General features: G+C 64.6%; 18 protein-coding genes. 5 read left to right on the top strand and 13 right to left on the bottom strand.

The genetic code is table 11. The features are described 5' to 3' along the window. Nucleotide 1 precedes the first annotated feature (1 nt). On the top strand, nt 2-814 hold the full coding sequence (locus CSV86_RS21625) for a copper chaperone (RefSeq protein ID WP_009398964.1): 813 nt from the start codon (nt 2-4) through the stop codon (nt 812-814). Here CSV86_RS21625 and CSV86_RS21630 read toward each other — a convergent pair. From CSV86_RS21630 to radA, 9 genes are all read right to left on the bottom strand, one after another. Beyond that, complete coding sequence (locus CSV86_RS21630) at nt 724-2073, bottom strand: TolC family outer membrane protein (RefSeq protein WP_009398963.1); 1350 nt, start codon at nt 2071-2073, stop codon at nt 724-726. The two genes, CSV86_RS21625 and CSV86_RS21630, sit on opposite strands and share 91 nt — an antisense overlap. Next, a complete protein-coding gene (locus tag CSV86_RS21635; protein ID WP_037060101.1) occupies nt 2073-3392 on the bottom strand; it encodes an HlyD family type I secretion periplasmic adaptor subunit in 1320 nt (439 codons plus the stop codon). The genes CSV86_RS21630 and CSV86_RS21635 overlap by 1 nt, the downstream gene beginning before the upstream one ends. A gap of 3 nt (nt 3393-3395) precedes the next feature. Continuing rightward, the gene (locus tag CSV86_RS33910; RefSeq protein WP_512700233.1) at nt 3396-3734 is read right to left on the bottom strand and encodes a hypothetical protein; all 339 of its coding nucleotides are present in this window, start codon (nt 3732-3734) and stop codon (nt 3396-3398) included. Beyond that, entirely contained in the window at nt 3695-5161 is a 1467-nt protein-coding gene (locus tag CSV86_RS21640) for a type I secretion system permease/ATPase (protein WP_512700232.1), read from the bottom strand. The genes CSV86_RS33910 and CSV86_RS21640 overlap by 40 nt, the downstream gene beginning before the upstream one ends. A 168-nt stretch (nt 5162-5329) precedes the next feature. Then, a complete protein-coding gene (locus tag CSV86_RS21645) occupies nt 5330-5935 on the bottom strand; it encodes a heme acquisition protein HasA (RefSeq protein WP_009398960.1) in 606 nt (201 codons plus the stop codon). Between the two features lie 101 nt (nt 5936-6036). Further along, nucleotides 6037-8712, bottom strand: coding sequence for a TonB-dependent receptor (locus CSV86_RS21650; RefSeq protein ID WP_080604752.1), 2676 nt, complete (start codon nt 8710-8712; stop codon nt 6037-6039). 310 nt (nt 8713-9022) lie between these two features. Further along, nucleotides 9023-10021 (bottom strand): FecR family protein, encoded by a 999-nt coding sequence (locus tag CSV86_RS21655; RefSeq protein WP_009398958.1) that lies wholly within the window; start codon nt 10019-10021, stop codon nt 9023-9025. A gap of 68 nt (nt 10022-10089) precedes the next feature. Further along, nucleotides 10090-10593 (bottom strand): RNA polymerase sigma factor, encoded by a 504-nt coding sequence (locus tag CSV86_RS21660; RefSeq protein ID WP_009398957.1) that lies wholly within the window; start codon nt 10591-10593, stop codon nt 10090-10092. An 82-nt stretch (nt 10594-10675) separates the two neighbouring features. Then, on the bottom strand, nt 10676-12046 hold the full coding sequence (gene radA / locus CSV86_RS21665; protein WP_009398956.1) for a DNA repair protein RadA: 1371 nt from the start codon (nt 12044-12046) through the stop codon (nt 10676-10678). 168 nt (nt 12047-12214) lie between these two features. Between radA and mscL the strand changes: the two genes are divergently transcribed. Continuing rightward, entirely contained in the window at nt 12215-12628 is a 414-nt protein-coding gene (gene mscL / locus CSV86_RS21670) for a large-conductance mechanosensitive channel protein MscL (protein ID WP_009398955.1), read from the top strand. A gap of 103 nt (nt 12629-12731) precedes the next feature. Here the strand turns inward: mscL and CSV86_RS21675 are convergent, their stop codons facing one another. Then, nucleotides 12732-13508: a ferredoxin--NADP reductase gene (locus CSV86_RS21675; protein WP_009398954.1), complete on the bottom strand. Its 777-nt coding sequence runs from the start codon at nt 13506-13508 to the stop codon at nt 12732-12734. A gap of 248 nt (nt 13509-13756) precedes the next feature. Here CSV86_RS21675 and CSV86_RS21680 point away from each other — a divergent pair, with 248 nt between their 5' ends. Then, on the top strand, nt 13757-14461 hold the full coding sequence (locus tag CSV86_RS21680) for an autoinducer binding domain-containing protein (RefSeq protein ID WP_009398953.1): 705 nt from the start codon (nt 13757-13759) through the stop codon (nt 14459-14461). An 84-nt stretch (nt 14462-14545) separates the two neighbouring features. Beyond that, entirely contained in the window at nt 14546-15670 is a 1125-nt protein-coding gene (locus tag CSV86_RS21685; RefSeq protein ID WP_009398952.1) for a methyltransferase, read from the top strand. A 113-nt stretch (nt 15671-15783) separates the two neighbouring features. Here CSV86_RS21685 and CSV86_RS21690 read toward each other — a convergent pair whose 3' ends face one another. The 3 genes from CSV86_RS21690 to CSV86_RS21700 are packed head-to-tail and all read right to left on the bottom strand — an operon-like array spanning nt 15784 to nt 18403. Further along, nucleotides 15784-15939 (bottom strand): DUF2474 domain-containing protein, encoded by a 156-nt coding sequence (locus CSV86_RS21690; RefSeq protein WP_009398951.1) that lies wholly within the window; start codon nt 15937-15939, stop codon nt 15784-15786. Between the two features lie 13 nt (nt 15940-15952). After that, complete coding sequence (gene cydB, locus CSV86_RS21695; protein WP_009398950.1) at nt 15953-16960, bottom strand: cytochrome d ubiquinol oxidase subunit II; 1008 nt, start codon at nt 16958-16960, stop codon at nt 15953-15955. A gap of 3 nt (nt 16961-16963) precedes the next feature. Next, nucleotides 16964-18403 (bottom strand): cytochrome ubiquinol oxidase subunit I, encoded by a 1440-nt coding sequence (locus CSV86_RS21700; RefSeq protein WP_009398949.1) that lies wholly within the window; start codon nt 18401-18403, stop codon nt 16964-16966. 379 nt (nt 18404-18782) lie between these two features. Between CSV86_RS21700 and CSV86_RS21705 the strand changes: the two genes are divergently transcribed. After that, nucleotides 18783-20015 (top strand): MFS transporter, encoded by a 1233-nt coding sequence (locus CSV86_RS21705; protein WP_009398948.1) that lies wholly within the window; start codon nt 18783-18785, stop codon nt 20013-20015. Nucleotides 20016-20292: the final 277 nt, after the last annotated feature.

Raw genomic sequence — 20292 nt, forward strand, 5'->3', positions numbered from 1 at the left:
GATGTTCAACCGGCAATTCGCAGCGAGGCTGCTGCACGGCCCATGGCCCTGGCTGGCCGTGGCCAGTCTCGCCGGTTGGGCGGCAATGCTCGGGGCACCAGCACAGCTGATGCTCCCCGCATTCTGCGGTTCGGTGGCTTCGCGGGTCTCCGATGGGCTGTGGTCCGCCTGGACCCTGGCCCTGGCCTTCGACCCGCAAGGCCTGCTGGTCGCCTGGCTGCTGATGCTGCTGGCGATGATGCCGCTGTTGCTGGGGGGGCCGTTGGTCTACCTGTGGAAGCGTAGCCTGCGCCGCCGTCGCCCCTTGGCCATCGGGCTGTTCTTGCTCAGCTATTGCCTGGTGTGGACTGCCGCCGGGGTGCTTATCGCCCTGCTCAGTGTCACCGCGCAGTTGCTCGGCAGCGACAGCCCGTGGCTCATGCTGGGGCTGGTGTTCGTCCTGTGCATGCTCTGGCAGGCCTCGCCGACCAAGCAGCATTGCCTGAACAACTGCCACTATCCGCCGCGGATATCCGCCTTCGGCTGGCCCATGCTGCGGGATTGCCTGCGCTACGGGCTGACCAATGGTTTCTGGTGCATCGGCGCCTGCTGGCCGGCGATGCTGCTGCCCAGCCTGGTGCAACAGGGCCACAGCCTGCTGATGCTGGCGTGCATGGCCTGGCTTGCGTACGAGCGCCTGCTCCCGGCCCGCAAGGCTCGCTGGCGCTGGCCGTTGCCGGGCGGTCAACGGCTGGCGGATGCCCTTGCACCACGGCTGGCGAAGTACCTGTCCAGCCGCTGCAAGTCACTGGCCTCCAGGGTCCCCGCCAGATAGTGAACCTGCAACCAGGCCCGCAAGTAGTCATGGCGGGCCTGGGCCAGGTCACGCCGGGCGCCGTACAACTGCTGCTCGGCATCCAGCACATCGAGATTGACCCGTTCCCCGCCGGCCACGCTCTTGCGCGTCGCTTCGATCAGGCGATCCGCCGAGTCCACTGCGAGTTCATAGGCACGGATCTTCGCCACGCTGCTGGCACACAGGTTGAACTGCTTGCGCAGCTCGTTGAGGGTCTCGTTCAGCAGCCCATCCAACTGGTACTGCACCTGGTCGCGCTGCGCCGCCGCCTGCCGGGTCGCCGCCGACACACCGCCGCCGGCGAACAGCGGCACGTTCAACTGGATGCCGATGCTGTCGGTGTCATAGCGCTGGTTGTAGGTGCTCTCCGAACTGGAGCTGGAGCGCCCGGTACTGGCATAGGCGCTGAGGCTCGGCAGGTGTCCGGCGCGATTGCGTTCGATGCCCTGGTCCGCCGCTTCCACGGCATGTCGCTGGGCAATGAGCTGGGCGTTGTTGCTCACCGCCAGGTTGCGCCAATGTTCGAAATTGCCCGGCGCCAGCGGCTCCACCTGAAAGTCGTCCGCCAGCGGTGCAAGATCCTCCACCTCCAGCGGCTCGCCGACGATGGCCTGCAACGTGCGCAACGCGGCACCGAGATTGTCCGTAGACTCGATTTCCTGGGCCTTGGCCAGTTCATAGCGGGCGCGGGTTTCCAGGACATCGGTGCGGGTGCCCTCGCCGCCTTTGAGCAGCCGCTCGTTGAGGGTCAGTTGCTCGGCATAGGCCCGGCGCTGGGCCTGGGCCAGGGCAATCTGCTCGTTGGCGAACAGCGCCTCGCTGTAGGCCTGGAACAGACGCACCGCCAGTTCCTGCCCGCGCCCACGGAACTGCGCATCGGCCAGCAGGGCCTTGGCCACGCCCTGGCGATACTCGGCCCAGGCGCCGTAGTCGAACAGCGGCTGTTGCAGGGTCAGGGTCGAGGAGTAACTGCGGTAGTCGCGCTGCTGGGTGATATTCCCGGCGGTGGTCGACTGGGTCACCTCGGAGTCATTGCGCGCGCTGTTGTAGCGGTACGACAGGTTGGGCAACAGTTTCGCCCGGCCAATGGCCCGATACTCCAGTCCGGCATCGCGCTCGGCGATGGCGGCGTGGAAAGCCGGATCGTTGCGCAGGGCCAGGGCGAAGGCATCCCTCAGGTCGACTGCCGCAACCGGCAGGCTCAGGCCCAGCAACATGAAGCAGGACAGCAAACGCATCATTCCTCCGCCAGGGCAACATGGGCCCGGTCGGTCAAGGGCTTGAACAGGTAGTTGAGCATCGAGCGTTCACCCGTACGGACGAAGGCCTCCACCGGCATGCCCGGACGGATGTCCTGGCCGGCCAACTGCCCCAGCCCCTCTTCGCCAACCCGTACACGCACCTGGTAGTAAGGCTGTCCGCTGTGCTCATCGAGCAGGCGATCGGCAGAAACCAGGATCACCTCGCCCTCGACCCGGGGCGTGGTGCTCTGGTTGAAGGCAACGAACAGCAGCTCCACCGGCAGCCCCGGATGCAGGCGGTCCACCAGTTCCACCGAGGCCCGGGCATCCACCAGCAGCGGCACATCACGGGGGACAATTTCCATCAATGACTGCCCACGGGCGATCACCCCGCCGTTGGTAAACACGCTGGAACCGACCACCGTGCCGCTGGCCGGCGCCTTGACCTCGGTACTGGCCAGGTCGAAGGCGGCGCTGCGCAGGCGGTTGTCGAGATCGGCGGCAGTCGACTGCGCCTCGGCAAGCTGCTGGCTGACCTCGCGCCGGTACTCCTGCTGACGCTGGGCGATGCGCAGCTTCAGCTCCTGCAACTGGCGACGGGTGCGGCCGATAGTGCCCAGGTCTTCGGCAATCGATCCGTTGACCTGGGCGAACAGGCGCTCGTTTTCCAACAGCCGGTTGCGCGGGATATAACCGTCCCGGGCCAGCTCGCGCAGGCCGTGCAACTGCTCTTGCAAGGCGCTGCGCTGCTCCTGTTTTGCGGCCAGCGAGCCTTGCAGGCCGTCGAGGCTGGCCTGGGCGCCGGCGATGCTTTCGCGTACGCCGTCGAGTTCCATGTCCAGGGCCTGGCGGCGGCTGCTCAACAGTTGCCGCTGGGTCTCCAGGATCGCCGCCAGCCAGGGTTCGCTGGCGTCCTTCTGCAATTCGGCCGGGTACTGCACCGTCCTCTGCCCGTCACGCTCGGCGCTCAGGCGGGCCTGCATGGCCCGGGCAGTGAGCAATTGCACCCGCAACGACTCGTACTGGGCCCGGGCCTGGGTCGGATCCAGGCGCAACAGCACCTGGCCGGCCGTAACCTGGTCACCATCGCGCACCAGCAGTTGCTCGATCACGCCACCTGCAGGGTGTTGCACCGCCTGGCGGCTGCCAGCGACCACCACGTTGCCGGACAACGGCACCCCCTTGTCCAGCGGCGCCAGCGCGGCCCAGAGCATGAAGCCGCCGAAGCCGGCGATCACCATCCAGCGCCCGATACGCGCAGGGCGGCGCTCGTCCATGGCGAGGACATTGTTGGGAAGAGAAGCGGTTGCAGTCATCGATCAGGCTCTCGGTGTGCCGTAGCTCATGCTGACGCTGGCCGGGCTGCGCAGCGCGGTGGGGCCGGGGACCACGGCGGGACGGGCTGCTTTCTGCAGGTCCTGGAGCACCCGCACGGTGGGCCCGAAGGCCTGCAACTGGCCGTTCTGCAGGACCAGCAACTTCTCCAGGCCAGACAGCAATGCCGGCTTGTGGGTGATCAGGATCAGCGTGCGACGCGCTTCGCGCACCTTGGCCACCGCTGCGAGCAAGGCCTGTTCGCCGGCTTCGTCGAGGTTCGAATTGGGCTCGTCGAGGACGATCAGCGCAGGCAGCCGGTACAACGCCCGGGCCAGGCCGATGCGCTGGCGCTGGCCGCCGGAAAGACCGCTGCCGCCCTCCCCAGCACGGTGTCGTAGCCGGCCGGCAGCTTGAGGATCATGTCATGCACCCCGGCCAGTTGCGCCGCAGCGACCACGGCATCGGCATCCACCTGGCCAAGCCGGGCGATGTTCTCGGCGATGCTGCCGGCGAACAGTTGCACGTCTTGCGGCAAGTAGCCGATGTGCTGACCGAGCAGGCTTTTGTCCCAGCGTTGCAGGTCGGCGCCGTCGAGGCGCACCTTGCCGTCGAAGGGATTGGCAGCCCCCACCAGCAAGCGGGCCAGGGTCGACTTGCCGGAGCCGGACGCGCCGATGATGCCCAGGGAATCACCGGGCTCGAGGGCGAAGGCGAGATTGCTCAGGCAAGGTTTGCGCATTCCCGGCAGCAGCGCGGTGACCTGCTCGACGCACAGGCGGCCGCTGGGCGCCGGCAGCGGCATGCCCTCGGGACGCGGCGGCCGGGCCTGCAACAATTCAGTGAGGCGGACATAGGCCTGGCGTGCCGAACCCCACTGGCGCCATACCGCGATCAACTGGTCGATCGGTGCCAGTACCCGGCCCATCAGGATCGAGCCGGCGACCATCATTCCCGGACTGACCTGCTTCTCCAGTGCCAGCCAGGCACCGAGGCCAAGGACCAGGGATTGCAGGGTCAGGCGCAGGCTCCTGGATACGGCGGCCACCGCGGCGGCGCGCTCGCTGCCATGGTTTTGCAGACCGAGAAAGCCATGGTGCAGCACAGTCCAGCGCTGGCGCACCGCATCGAGCATGCCCATGGCTTCCATGGCCTCGGCGTTGCGCAGGTTGCCGCTGGCCTGCACACCGGCCTGCTGGGAGAGTCGCCCGGCGTCGGCGAACGGCTTCTGCGTCAGGCGTTCGTTCAAGCATGCCAGGGCAATCAGCAGCAGCGCGCCGGCCAGCGCCATCAACCCCAGCCAGGGGCTGAACAGGAACATCACCGCGAGGTAAACCGGAAACCACGGCGCATCGAAGAAGGCGAACAGTGCCTGGCCGGTGGCGAACTGACGCAGGCTGGTCAGGTCCGCCAGCACTTGCCCGGCGGCCCCCTTGCTGCCGGCCAGGCTGGCTTCATAGGCGGCCTGAAACACCCGGGGATTGAGGCCCAGGTCCATCTGCGTGCCGAGGCGGATCACCACCAGGCTGCGCACCCACTCCAGCAACCCCATGAAGGCGAACAGGCCAACGACCATCAGGCTGAGCATGAGCAGGGTCATCTCGTTGCCCGAGGACAGCACCCGGTCGTAGACCTGCAGCATGTACAGGGCCGGCGCCAGCATCAGCAGGTTGATCACCGCCGTGAACAGGCCGACATTGGCAAAGCCGGCGCGGCAGGCCTTGAGCGCCTGGCGCACTTCGTTGTTGGCCGAAACGGGAGCGGTTCCCATTGCTTGGATTCCTCGCAAACGGCGACGGCGGGCGATTGCAATCGCCGTACCCTCGCCACAGAATTCGCACCACCGCAGCCTGGGCCCGGCAAAGACACGGGCTGCGGGGTAATGCAGCAGATCAGCGAATGCCAGGGCAACCTGCCATTCGCTTTTTATTGACCGCTATCAGGCCGCCAGGGCGAGGTCGTCGACCTGCGCCTGGACGCCGACGGCGGTGGCCGAGGCCGCATTCAAGGCCGCGGTGATTTCGGCGAAGGTGTTGTCGGTAGACACGCTGTAGCTGGCCAGCAGGCTGTCGAGCACGCCTTCCAGGGCGGAGGTGTTGCCCTGCATCAGGCCGTAGATCACCTGGTGCACCTCGTTGCCGGTGCGGCCGGCACCCAGCACCGAGTCCAGGTCCAGGCCGGAGAAGGTCACAACGTCGTTGCCCAGCGCGAAGTTGCTGCCGTTGCCGCCAGACAGGTCATAGCCCAGGGAAACGTTGTCCAGCGAGCCATACAGGTAATGGTTCTGGTTGCTGCTGGCCGGCAGGGCCGGGTTGAACACGTAATGCAGGCCATTGGCGGTATCGCTGCCGGCAATGAACGCGTAGTCCGAACCGTTGGCGCCGTGGGTGGCGTACTGGCTACCGTTGAAACCGCCGTTGTTGAAACCACCGGTGTTGCTGGTGCCATGGCCTGCGGTGGCGAATCCGGTGGCCCACTCCGCCAGGTACTCGTCGACGGTGTAGTTGGCGAAAATGGCGGCATCGTAAGTAACGGAAATGCTCATGTCTGTTCCTCTGAACGTTGGGGTGGATTGACGAAGGCGCCTGCCTTCGTTTTTGTCCCGAAGGACAAAAGCGTTGCCAGCGGCCCGGGGGCCGTGTCATTTCAGAATCGGTATTCCAGCATTCCGGTCAGGGTGCGACCGCGAGCCAGGGACAGGTTGTTGACATCGCCCATGGCCACGAAATAGGCCTGGTCGGTGGCGTTCTCCAAGGCCAGCGACAGGTTCACCTGTGGCGTCATCCAGTAGCTGGCGAAAAGGTCGTAGACCTTGTATTTGGGCCACAGCGCCTGGTCGAGGGTGGCGTAGCCGGGGGTGTCGAGGTTGGCGCCATTGCCCTTGCTGTAGCGCAGGCGACCACCGACATCCAGGGTGTTGTCGAAGAAGCGCATGCCCAGGGTCAGCGAGCCACGGTCGGCGGGCATGTAGGTGGCATTGCCCATGATGTTGCCGCAGGTGATCTGGTTGCTCATGGCGTCGTTGGCCTGCGCCTCGCTGACCGGGAACTGGCGCATCACGATGCGGTTGCCAACCTGCACGGGGCGGGTCACGGTGCCGACCCTGACCACCTGCTTGGCGCCGCCCATGTAGAACTGCCGGGAACAGAAATCGTTGCTGCCGATCATGTGGGTGTAGGCCAGGCGTCCGTACCAGGCCCCGGCGTCGTAGTCCAGCGAGTACTCGACGCCCCGGAAGCGCGTGGTTTCCTCGTTGTTCTGGTAAGCCATGCGGCCCAGGCCGGTGCCCGAGGAGGTTTCGTCCGGCAGGTTGACGTTGACGTCGAGGAACGAGAAGTTGTCGATCCGGGTATCGAAGTAGGCCACCTTCAGGCCGAAGCGGTCACCGTCGCGCAACAACGACTCGCGGAAGATGTTGAAACCCAGTTCCCAGTCGTGGGAGGTCTCGGGCTTGAGGTACGGATTGGGGTAGACCATCTCGGAGGCGTTGCCGGCGTGCGGACGCCCGGTCATGAACACCTCGGTGACCGCCGGCGAGCGCCAGCCTCGACCCCAGCGGGTGTACAGCTGCAGCCAATCGACACCCGGTTTTACCGCGATGCCGAAGGTCGGCGAAAAATGCCCCTGTTCCGTCGTGTCATCGAAGAGCAGGGTTTGGCGGGTCTTCGTCGAAGCAGCACCTTCCCAGGTGCCCTCGGGGTACATCCACAGGGTCATGCCACTGGCGCCACTGAGGCGATAGAGGTCATAGCGCAGGCCGGCGTCGAGGGTCAGCCAGTCGCCGTGCTCATATTGAGCATTGGCGAACAGGCTTGCGGTCAGCTTCTTGCCCTCCGGCGTAGCACCCTCGACATACGGCAGCGCCTGCTCGTTGGTCGCGGCCACGCGATCGGTCGCCGGCTTGAAGCGGTCTTCGAAGAGCTCGGTACCGTAGTTGATGGTCAGCTTGTCCGCCGCGCCGATATAGAAGCGCGAGGTGTTCTGCAATTGCAGGCCCCAGGTGTCGGTCTGGAAACGGTCGTTGTATGCGCCGAACCAGTTGCCGCTGCCGGGGCTGGCGGTGCTCGCGGCGTTCCAGCGATCCATGCGGGTGCGCACGAAATAGACCTTCGCCTGCACATCGATCAGGTCGTTGTCGGGCGTGAAGCTGTAGTCGATCGAAGCGTTCTTCGCGTTGAGGTCGGTGGCGCCGCTGCGCTGGTAGTAAAAGGCGCTGAGATCGTCGGTGGGCCAGGTCCAGGCATCCTTGCTGTCGGTGTCGGTCTCGATGTAGTTGAACTGCAGGCGCTGGTCCTGGGGCAGGTTGACGCCGAGCTTGAACAGCCGCGAGCGGGTCACGCTGCCCATGTCGCCGACCTCGCTTTCCAGCCAGTTTTCCCAGGCCTGGGGCCAGACTTCACGGGCTCGGATCTGGGTGCCCAGGTTGTCCTTGTCGTTGGTACCGGCGCGGTAATCGCCGAAGTGGCGTTCGCTGACGCCAAGCAGCAGGTCGCCCGCTTCATTGCCGAAGGCGAACAGCGCGCTGCCATTGAAGTAGGTGCCATTGCCCAGCTCGCCAATACCGTGACCGGCACGGATACGACCACCGTACTCCTTGTCCGGCCCAAGGAATTCGCTGGCCTGCACGGTATTGAAGCTGGCAATGCCACCGAGCACGCCGGCGCCGCCCATGCCCGATTGCGAGCCCTTTTCGATTTCCACCGAGCTGATGAACTCCGGGTCCACCACCATGATGCCGTTGCGCTGCTGATGGCCGTTGACATTGAAGTTCTGGCGCATGCCGTCGATGTTCATGTTGACCCGACCGTAGTCCTGCACGCCGCGGATATTCACCGACAGGCCGGGGTCGCGCTGGTTGACCGCGGTATAGACACCGGCGGTTTCCTCCAGCATGTCGGCAGCATGGCGGGGCGGGCGCTTGTCGATCTGCTCGCGGGTGATCACCGCCACCGAGCGCGGCGCGGTGTAGACCCAATCGCCGTCACTCACCGAGCGGATCCGCGTGGCGCCCAGTTCCAGGGCCTTGCCGTCATCGCTCAGGCGCTCCAGGCCGACCTGGTCATTGCCGCCGAAGCGGTAGCGCACCGGGTTGGCCCCCAGCAGCAGGGCCAGGCCCTCGCGCGAGGTATGTTCGCCGTGCAGGCCTTCGCTGCGCAGGCCGGCCAGCTTGCGGCTGTCGAAGAACACCTGGACCTTGGCCTGCTCGGCGAAGGCCAGCACGGCGCTATCGAGGGGCTGGGCCGGGATATCGAAACGGATCAGGGCGCTGCGCTGGCTCGCGTCCGGGCCCGGCTCGGCCGCCTGTACCGCGCCGATCCCCATCGGCAGGGTGCAGACGCTCAGCAGCAGATTGCAGGCCAGGGCAATCCGGTTGAGGTGCAAGGGTCGTTGTTGTGGAGTGGTCACTTAAGGTGGCTCGCTGTGTTGGCATTTTCTAGTAATGAAAATCAATCTCAACAGTCAGACGAGCGGGGTGGGGAAAGTCAGTAAATAAATTTTGGGGAATTTTCAGCAGGGGGATTTTCGAGGGCCTCATCGCTGGCAAGCCAGCTCCCACAGGGTCAGCGGTGCATGCAATCCTTGTGGGAGCTGGCTTGCCAGCGATTACGCCCGAAAGAGCGACGAAAAGTTTTCAATAGATCAAGGTCAGCCCAGGCAAATCGACCCGCTTCACCTTCAGCTCTTCGGTCAGCATCACCAGCGCCTGGTCCAGGTTGTCCAGGCGGAACATGCCACTGACCTCCCGCCGCGCCAGCGCCGAATCGGTAATGACCACATGCCCGCCACGGTAGCGGTTGATCTGTTCGGCTACCTTCGCCAGCGGCTCGCGCTCGAAGATCAGCAGCCCGCGCTGCCAGGCACTGGCGCGGCGTACATCCTGTTCCGGCCAGGCGCGGATGCCATGCTGCGAGTCGTAGCGCAGGCTCTGGCCCTCTTCCAGCAGCCGCTCGGCAACGCCCCTGGCCGGCGGCTCGAGCAGGCTCACCCGGGTGCTGTGCTCGAGCATGCCGACCCAGCCACCCTGCCCTTCCCCACCGACCACGAAACGCGTGCCAAGCGCACGGGTCGTGGCGCCGGCGTATTCGACGACGAAAGGCCGCGTTTCCTTGCCACCGATCGGCACTGCGTCGAACAGCGCATCCCCCGACCACAAGCGCACGCGCCGCTCGCTATCGCTATAGGCCAGGCTGATGGCGCTGCCACTGTCGAGGTCGACCTTGCTGCCATCGGGCAGGACGACCTGGCGGATTTCCCCACGACTGGTGACGTAGTCGGCGTTCAGGCGCTGGACGGTATCCGGCCCGCGAACCACGGCGAACACCGCCAGCAGCACCGCCGCCGCACTCGCCGCCAGGCGCAGACGCGACCGGCGACGCCGGCCAGTGACCGGCCGCGGCAGTTGCGGCAGCAGCAGCGCCGCAGGCTGCGGCTCGTCCAGGGATCCCAGGCGTCCAAGATCGGCCCAGGTCGCCCGGGCGAACGCCAACGCCCGCGCATGACGCGGATCGCGTTCACACCATTCGGCCAATGCCTGTTCCTGCCCGGGGCTCAGGCATCCGGCCTCCAGCAATACCGCCCACTCGGCGGCCTGCTCGCGAATCGCTTGCTCTGGCGGGATCTGGCTGCTCACACGGTTCTCTCGAATTCTGCTTATGTAAGGGCTGACGTCCGAAGGCGTATTTCCCAGTAAACCGTTCGTCATCCCGGTTCCTGAAGACACTGCATGACATAGGCCAAAGCCTTGGAAAGGTGCTTCTGCACCGAGCTGTCGGAAATATCCAGGCGCCTGGCAACCTCGGCGTGGGTCAAGCCCTCGAGGCGGTTGAGGCGGAAGATTTCCCGGGTTCGTGGCGGCAACTCGTTCATCGCCGCACGCAGGCGGCGCATATGCTGCTCGGTCGCCGTGCTGTCTTCAAGGCCGGGGCTGTCTTCGACGATGCCTTCGAGGGCTTCGTGGGGAACCAGGTCGGTCTTGCGCCGCTGTTGCTGGCGCAGGTGGTCGATCATCAGGTTGTGCGCCGTGCGATAGAGATAGGCCGGCGTGTTGTCGATGCGCTCGCCGGCCTTCTGCTCGACCAGGCGCAGGAAGCTTTCCTGCACCAGGTCGGCGGCCAGTTGCGGGTCGCGTACCTTGCGTGTGAGCAGGCCCTGCAGGCTTTTCGCGTGCTTGAGGAACAGGCGCTTGAGGTCGGACTCCGCCACGCGAACTCCAGAGGGCTATCGGGATGGAGGCGCCATGCTACTCGCTAGTGAGAATCACTTGCAAGAAGGCCTTGCCGCCGCCCTACTCCTCGAAGAGTGCGTCGAGCGCCTGCTCCAAACGAGTAACGGCGATCACCTGGAGGCCCGCCGGCGCTTCCTTCGGCGCGTTGCCCTTGGGCACGATGGCACGCTTGAAGCCGTGCTTGGCAGCTTCCTTCAAGCGCTCCTGGCCGCTCGGCACCGGGCGCACCTCGCCTGACAGACCGATCTCGCCGAACACCAGCAAGCCCTGGGACAGTGGCTTGTTGCGCAGGCTGGACATCACGGCCGCGATCAGCGCCAGATCGGACGCGGTCTCCAACACCTTGACCCCGCCAACCACGTTGAGGAACACATCCTGGTCGTGGGTGGGAATTCCGCCATGCCGGTGCAGGACCGCCAGCAGCATGGCCAGGCGGTTCTGGTCGAGGCCGAGGGTCACCCGGCGCGGGTTGGCCAGGTGACTGTCATCGACCAGGGCCTGGACCTCCACGAGCATCGGCCGGGTACCCTCCCAGGTGGCCATGACCACGCTGCCCGGCACTTCCTCCTGGGTCCGGGTGAGGAAGATCGCCGAGGGGTTGGACACTTCCTTAAGGCCACGATCGGTCATGCCGAACACGCCGAGTTCATTGACCGCACCGAAGCGGTTCTTCACCGCCCGCAGCAGGCGCAGGCGGCCATCGGATTCACCTTCGAAATACAGCACGGTATCGACCATATGCTCCAGCACCCGCGGGCCGGCCAGGGCGCCTTCCTTGGTGACGTGGCCGACCAGGAAGATCGCCGTGCCGCTCTGCTTGGCGTAGCGCACCAGCAGCGCCGCGCTTTCACGCACCTGGGCAACCCCGCCGGGGGCCGATTGCAGTTGCTCGGTGAAGATGGTCTGGATCGAGTCGATCACCATCACCTTGGGCTTTTCGCTGCGCGCGGTGGCGATGATGCTTTCGATGCAGGTCTCGGTCATCACCCGCAGCTTGTCCAGCGGCAGGCCCAGGCGGCGGCCACGCATGGCCACCTGTTGCTGGGACTCCTCGCCGGTGACGTACAGCGCCGGCATGCGCGCGGCGATGTGGCAGAGGGTCTGCAGGAGGATGGTGGATTTGCCGATCCCGGGATCGCCGCCGATCAGCACCACCGAGCCGTCCACCAGGCCGCCGCCCAGGACGCGGTCGAGTTCGGCGCTGGCGGTGGAGAAGCGCGGGATTTCTTCGATGGACACTTCGGCCAGGGTCTTGATCTGCGCCTGCTGCCCGGCCCAGCCAGTGCGCCCGCTGGGTGCCGCCGCCCCGCCGCTTTCGATCATGGTCTCGGTGAGTGTGTTCCAGGCGCCGCATTCACTGCATTGGCCGGCCCATTTCGGGAAGGTCGCACCGCACTCGGTGCAGCCGTACAAGCGCTTGGCCTTGGCCATGGGCAATCTCCTGGAAAAAGTCGCCATGATAGCCGCCGTGCCGGGAAAGGTGCCAATCGCGACCAAACCATTGGCTATCAGCGGGGTCATTTGTTGCGACGCAGCGCATTAAGCCAGCAGCTGAATTACACTGCGTTGACCCCTTTCAATTGTTACAAGGAATAAACCATGGGCCTGATCAGTGAATTCAAAGCCTTTGCGGTCAAGGGCAATGTCGTCGATATGGCCGTCGGTATCATCATCGGCGCGGCATTCGGCAAGATTGTTTCCTCTTTCGTCGGCGATGTGGTGATGCCGCCGTTGGGCCTGTTGATTGGCGGGGTGGACTTCAGTGACCTGGCAGTGACGTTGAAGGCCGCCGAGGGCGATGCACCGGCGGTGGTGCTGGCCTATGGCAAGTTCATCCAGACGGTGGTGGACTTCGTGATCGTGGCGTTCGCGATCTTCATGGGTGTGAAGGCGATCAACCGCTTGAAGCGTGAGGAAGCCGTTGCGCCGTCGGTGCCGCCTGCGCCGACGCCGCAGGAGACGCTGCTGACCGAGATCCGGGATTTGCTGAAACAGCAGAACAACAAACCCTAAGATTTGCACGTACCCTGTGGGAGCGGGTTCACCCGCGATACGGTAGTGAATTCACCGACGTCATCGCGGGTGAACCCGCTCCCACAGGGGTCAGCGTACAGACTTACCAGTAAGTCTCGACCGCCACCTGCCCCGGCCGCCGGCTCAGGCTCAGGTTCAAGCCCCGAGCCTTGAGTACCTGCCGGGTGTCGTCGATCATCTGCGGGTTGCCGCACAACATCACCCGCGAGTGCTCGGGGCTCAGTTCCAGGCCCGCTGCCTGCTCCAGCTCGCCGTTCTCGATCAGGGTGGTGATCCGCCCGTTCAAGGCTCCCGGGTGCTGCTCACGGGTCACCACCGGAATGAACTGCAGCTTGCCGGCATGTTCGGCCAGGTACTCACGCTGCTCCAGGCCGGCGATCAGGTCCAGGTAGGCCAGTTCACGGGCTTCGCGCACCGAATACACCAGCTTGATGGTTTCGAAGCGCTCCCAGGCTTCGAAGTCCTGGAGGATCGAAAGGAACGGCGCGATCCCGGTGCCGGTCGCCAGCAACCAGAGATCACGGCCATCGACGAACCGGTCCAGGGTGAGGTAGCCGAACGCCTGACGATCGACCAGCAACTCGTCGCCCTCGCGCAGACGGCTCAGTTCGCTGGTGAACTCGCCGCCGGGCACGACGATGGAATAGAAGTCCAGATGCTCGTCGAACGGCGACGAAACCATCGAATACGCCCGCCAGACCACGCTGCCGTCGGCCTTGGCGACGCCCAGGCGAGCGAACTGGCCAGCACGGAAACGGAAACCGGCATCACGGGTGGTACGCAGGCTGAACAGGCTGGACGTCAGCGGCTGGACGTCGAGCAGGGTCTGGCGGGTGTATTTCTCCGCGCTGGCAGTCATGGTTCGCTCCACAAATCAGGTGCGCCCAGTTTCGCCCAAAGCCGTATGAATAAACACCACCGGTTTGTAGTGGCTTGCCAGAGTTGAGGGCGGAAACGCATACACATCGCGTTTACCCCAACTACACGTTACCGATCATGACCTGGATCAACTTATAGCGAAAAAAACCAATCATCTTGTAGGACGATTTCTATACTCAGCAGACGAAAAAGCGCAAGTTGGATCCATTCAAAGGGAGCGACACTCAAATGGCGCATTGGAAGCAGGAGCAGCTCGAAAGCCTGATCGCGGAGCAGGAACCCGAGCGCATCTTCGAATCCGCCCTGTCGCTGGCGCAGCAACTGGACATGGAGTACCTGAGCCTGGTGGTACAGAGCCAGGCCAGCGGAATGACCGCGCAGATCATCATGTTCAACAACTATTCGGCCGAGTGGAACACCCATTACCAGGCGTGCAACTACCTCGCCCAGGATCCGACCTTTCAGCACTGCCGGCACTCACTGATACCCCTGCTCTGGGAAGACGCTGTATTCGCCGAAACGCCCCAACTGCGTGAAGACGCCAGGACTCATGGGCTGACCCATGGCTGGAGCCAGGCCGCGCACGATATCCGCGGCAACAACAGCATGCTCAGCCTGGTGCGCAGCACAGGGGCGATCGACAGCTGCGAGTTCTACGACAAGACCGGCCAGGCCCTGTGGCTGTGCAATGTCATGCATACCGTCATGGTCGAACGCATCAACCCGTTACGCCCCAACGGCTTCGGCCTTTCCGACCGCGAGCGCGAAGTGCTGAAATGGTCCGCAGCGGGCAAGACCGCATCCGACATCGCCTGCATTCTCACCCTGTCGCAAAGCACGGTGAACTTTCATATCCGTAGCGTCATCACCAAGATGCGCGCCAACAACAAGGCCGGCGCCGTGGCCATCGCCGCCATGCACGGACTGCTCTGACCCCGCTATACGGCAAAGCCCTGTAGAATCGGCGCCTGTCTGACACTGCCCGGCAGTGCCACCCATGCCCCAGAGCCTCGTACCATGCCTTTGCTGACCAGCCCCTTCGCCGAACTCGACCTGATCCGCCAACCCGAATACGCCAACGATCCACTGCAAGCATTCGACGCCGCGGACGAATACCTGCTGGAGCATCTGGCGGCCCGCAACCTGCCGGCCAGCGCCCGGGTGCTGGTGCTAAACGACAGCTTCGGTGGCCTGGCGATCAGCCTGCGCGAGCGTTTCCCGGTAACCAGCAGTGGCGATTCGTTTCTCGCCCGCCTGGGCCTGGAAAAGAACCTTCCGCGCAATGGCCAGCCGTGGGATGGCGTAGCCTTCGTGCCGGCCAGCGAAGCGTGGCAGGGGCCTTTCGATCATGTATTGGTGCGGGTGCCAAAGACCCTGGCGCTGCTTGAGGAGCAACTGATCCGCCTGCAAGGGCACCTGACGCCAGGCGCGAAGGTGGTGGCCGGGGCGATGATCAAGCACTTGCCGCGGGCTGCAGGTGACTTGCTGGAGAGGTACATCGGCCCGATGCAGGCATCCCTGGCCCAGAAAAAGGCGCGCCTGCTGGTCGCCACTTTCGAAGAAAAACCTCGCGCCAGCTCGCCCTACCCGACCCGTTACCGGCTGGACAAGCCAGCGCTCGAACTGGTGAATCACGCCAACGTGTTCTGCCGCGAAGGGCTGGATATCGGTACTCGCGCCTTCCTCCCGCACTTGCCGCGCAACCTGGGCAATGCGCGGGTCGCCGACCTTGGCTGCGGCAACGGTGTATTGGCGATCGCCAGTGCACTGGAAAACCCGCAGGCGCACTACACGCTGGTGGACGAGTCGTACATGGCGGTGCAATCGGCGCAGGAAAACTGGCGAGCGGCCCTGGGCGAGCGCGAAGTGCAGATCCGTGCGGCCGATGGGCTGGCCGGACAGGCCGAGCAATCGCTGGATGTGGTGTTGTGCAACCCGCCGTTCCACCAGCAGCAGGTGGTCGGCGACTTCCTCGCCTGGCGCATGTTCCAGCAGGCCCGGGAGGCGCTGGTGGTGGGCGGGGCCCTGTATATCGTCGGTAACCGGCACCTGGGGTATCACACCAAGCTGGCGCGGCTGTTCCGTGGGGTGGAGCAGGTCGCGGCGACGCCGAAATTCGTGGTGCTCAAAGCGCGGAAATAGGCTGCGGTCGTACTGGCCCTATCGCTGGCAAGCCAGCTCCCACAGGTACTGCACAGACCTCAAGATTTGTGCTGACCCTGTGGGAGCTGGCTTGCCAGCGATAGGGCACAAGGTCAGTGTGTACTCAACCCCGCCGCACTCATGAACATCCGCATCAGCCACGCCACCACCGCCAGGCTCGCCACGCTCAGCGTCCAGATCAGCGCCAGCCAGCCGAGCCGCTGCCACAGCGGCTTCTTTTCCGGCTCGAAGGTGTCTTTCCCGGTCATGACCTGAACCCTCCTAGTGGTAACCATGCTCGTGGGTCACCTTGCCGCGGAACACGTAGTAGCTCCAGAAGGTGTAGCCGAGGATGAACGGCAGGATGAACAGCGTCCCCACCAGCATGAAGCCCTGGCTCTGCGACGGCGCGGCGGCGTCCCAGATCGTGATCGACGGCGGGATGATGTGCGGCCAGAGGCTGATTCCCAGCCCGCTGTAGCCAAGGAAGATCAGCACCAGGGTCAGCAGGAACGGCGTGTAGTGGGCGTTGCGCTTCACCGCCTGGAGCAAACCGTAGAAGGTGACCAGCACCAGCAACGGCACAGGCATGAACCAGAACAGGTTGGGCATGCTGAACCAGCGCTCGCCGATCTGGGGGTAGGCCAGCGGCGTCCACAGGCTGACGATGCCGATCACCAGCAGCAGCACCAGCGCCAGCGGCCGGCCAAGCGCGTGCATCTGCTCCTGCAGCTTGCCCTCGGTCTTCATGATCAGCCAGGTGCAGCCGAGCAGTGCGTAGGCCACGATCAGCCCCAGGCCACTGAAGATGCTGAACGGGGTCAGCCAGTCGAGCGTTCCGCCGGCATACTGGCGATCGACCACCTTGAACCCTTCGATGAAGGCGCCGAGGGCCACGCCCTGGAAGAAGGTCGCGGTCAGCGAGCCCCAGATGAATGCCTTGTCCCACAGGTGACGCTTGTCGGCCTTGGCCTTGAAGCGGAACTCGAAGGCCACGCCACGGAAGATCAGGCCGACCAGCATCAGCATCAGGGGCAGGTACAGCGCCGAAAGCACCACCGAGTAGGCCAGCGGGAAGGCGCCGAACAGCCCCGCGCCGCCGAGCACCAGCCAGGTTTCGTTGCCGTCCCATACTGGTGCCACGGTGTTCATCATCACATCACGGTCCTGCTCGCCCTTGACGAAGGGAAAGAGGATGCCGATGCCCAGGTCGAAACCGTCCATGACCACGTACATCATCACGCCGAAGATGATGATCACGGCCCAGATCAGTGAAAGATCGATTCCCATGATTCAGTGTCCTTCTTTGTTCAGGCTGACATCGCCGATGTCGTGTTCGTCCTTCGCCGCCGACAGCGGCCGCGCCGGTGTACGGGGCTGGCCAGGGCCGCCCGGGTTGCTCTCGTCGCCCTCGCCGGTCTTCGGCCCCTTGCGCACCAGGCGCATCATGTAGCCAAGGCCGGCGCCGAACAGGGCGAAATACACCACCACGAACATGATCAGGGTGAAGCCCAACTGGGCGTAACTGTGGTTGGAGGCACCGTCGGCGGTGCGCATCAGCCCGTAGACCACCCAGGGCTGGCGTCCGACCTCGGTGGTGAACCAGCCTGCCAGGATGGCGATAAGCCCGGACGGCCCCATCCACAACGCCAGGTGCAGGAACGGCCGCGAACTGTAAAGCGTGCCGCGCTTGCGCAGCCACAGGCTCCACAGGCCGACGAAGATCATCAGCATGCCCAGCCCGACCATGATGCGGAACGACCAGAACACCACGGTGGAGTTGGGCCGGTCCTCGGGCGGGAAGTCCTTCATCGCCGGCACCTGCTTGTCCAGGCTGTGGGTCAGGATCAGGCTGCCCAGGGCCGGTATTTCCAGCTTGAAGCGGGTGGTTTCGGCCTGCATGTCGGGAATGCCGAAGAGAATCAGCGGGGTCGGTTCATCACCGACGTTTTCCCAATGGCCTTCGATGGCGGCGATTTTCACCGGCTGGTGCTTGAGGGTGTTGAGGCCGTGGAAGTCGCCGATCACCGCCTGGATCGGCGCAACGATCAGGGCCATCCACATGGCCATCGACAGCATCTTGCGGATCGCCGGGTTATCGCGGCCACGCAGCAGGTGCCAGGCCGCCGAGGCGCCGACGAAGAAAGCGGTGGCGACGAAGGCGGCAGTGGCCATGTGCATCAGGCGGAACGGGAAGGACGGGTTGAAGATCACCGCCAGCCAGTCCACCGGGATCACCCGGCCGTCGACGATCTCGTACCCCTGGGGCGTGTGCATCCAGCTGTTGGACGCAAGGATCCAGAAGGTCGAGACCAGGGTGCCGAGGGCCACCATCACCGTGGAGAAGAAATGCAGGCCGCGGCCCACGCGGTTCCAGCCGAAGAGCATGACACCGAGGAAGCCGGCTTCGAGGAAGAACGCGGTCAGCACCTCGTAGGTCAGCAAGGGGCCGGTCACCGCGCCGGCGAAGTCGGAAAAGCGGCTCCAGTTGGTGCCGAACTGGTAGGCCATGACCAGCCCGGAGACCACGCCCATGCCGAAGTTGACGGCAAAGATCTTCGACCAGAAATGGTAAAGGTCGCGGTATACCGCTTCGTTGGTTTTCAGCCACAGGCCTTCGAGCACCGCCAGGTAGCTGGCCAGCCCGATGGTGATGGCAGGGAAAAGAATGTGAAAGGACACGGTGAACGCAAACTGCATTCGGGCGAGATCGAGAGCCTCTGATCCGAACATGGTGCTTCCTCTGTCAGGTAAACCGGCGTCAGGGTCCGTTGCCTTGACGTCAACTTGCCCCCTTGGTGGTGGAGTGCACTCGGCTGGATTTGTTCTGATTAATTTCCCACCGCAGGGATTGGCGGCCTGAATGGCCCGGCGCCGCTGATCAATCGTTGCAGATACAAGTATTGATACAGATCAACGTCAGGAGAAAAGGATAGTCCCGAAAGCCCCGCAGGGTTGTGTGGTCGTTTGCCGCGTGACCGGTTGCCTCACCCTCTTTACCGAAGGACGGATCGGTGCGCTGACCGCACGGGTTTTGCCGCTTCATGCAACCTTTTGTTACAGCCTGGTGTTACGCTGCAACACCCCTTCCCCGATAAAGACCCCGCGCTCGATGTCCGATCAGGCTCCGTTGTTGTTGCGTCATCACCGTCCGTTCCTGTCCTTCTGGCTGGCCCGGGTGTTTACCGCCAGCGGTTTCCAGATGCTCACCGTGGCCATCGGCTGGCACCTTTACCAATTGACCGGCAACGTGCTCGACCTGGGGCTGGTCGGCCTGGTGGAGTTCGCCCCGCGGGTGCTGTTCATGCTGCACACCGGGCATGTTGCCGACCGCTACGACCGGCGCCGCGTGGCCGCGCTGTGCCAGAGCCTGCAGGCGCTGATCGCCCTGTCGCTGGCGCTGGCCAGCAGCACCGGCTCGGTGACCCGCGAGCTGATCTTCATCCTCGCCTTCCTCCTTGGCGCCGCCCGCTCCTTCGAGATGCCCGCGACCCAGGCGCTGCTGCCCAACGTCGTCCCGCCAGGCCTGTTCCCCCGGGCAGTCGCGGCGTCGGCTTCGGCCATGCAATCGGCAACCATCGTCGCCCCGGCGCTGGGCGGGTTCCTGTATGCCTTCGGCAGCGTCTGGGTCTACGGGCCGACCGTCTGCCTCTACGTGATCGCCTGCTGCCTGACCTTGAGCCTGGCCTCGCGCCAGGTCCCGCTGGCCCAGGGGCGCGCCAGCATCGAGTCGCTGCTGGCGGGGATCCGCTTTATCCGCAGCCGCCCGGACATCCTCGGGGCGATCTCCCTGGACCTGTTCGCCGTACTGCTGGGCGGCGCTACCGCGCTGTTGCCGGTATTCGCCAAGGACATCCTGCTCACCGGCCCCTGGGGCCTGGGCCTGCTGCGCCCGGCACCGGCGGTGGGGGCGCTGCTGATGTCGCTGTGGCTGGCGCGCTTCCCCGTGGAACGCAAAGTGGGCCGGGTGATGTTCACGGCGGTCGGGGTGTTTGGCGTGGCGACCATCGCCTTCGGCCTGTCCACCTCGTTCTGGTTCTCGCTGGCGGTGCTGGCCGTGCTGGGTGCGGCGGACATGATCAGCATGGTGATCCGCGGCGCCTTCGTGCAACTGGAGACGCCGGACGAGATGCGCGGCCGGGTCAGCGCCGTGAACGGTTTGTTCATTGGTGCCTCGAACCAACTGGGCGAATTCGAGTCCGGCGTGACCGCACACTGGTTCGGCACGGTACCGGCGGTGGTGCTGGGCGGCGTCGGCACGCTGGTGGTGACCGGGGTATGGATCAAGCTGTTCCCGACGCTGGCGGGGCGGGATCATATGCATAGCCGGCGGTCGGACAACTGACTTCAGAACCCTGCAAAACCTGTGGGAGCTGGCTTGCCAGCGATAGGGCCGGCAGGGGCAAAGATGTTGTCAGCCCGGGCCTCATCGCTGGCAAGCCAGCTCCCACAGGGGCCAAGGTGTTCTCTCCTGTCCTTCCTGTTGGACGCATTACCCTCGGCCAGCCATGCTGGTATCATGCGCGGCTTTTTTCCGGCCCGGTCGAAACAGCACCAATGCGGTACGCTTTGTGCTTTCCTGACCGGGTCGACAATTTTTGGCGCCGATCGCGCCACGGGGA

Source organism: Pseudomonas bharatica CSV86 (assembly GCF_000319305.2).
In the GTDB taxonomy this organism is placed as follows: Bacteria; Pseudomonadota; Gammaproteobacteria; order Pseudomonadales; family Pseudomonadaceae; genus Aquipseudomonas; species Aquipseudomonas bharatica.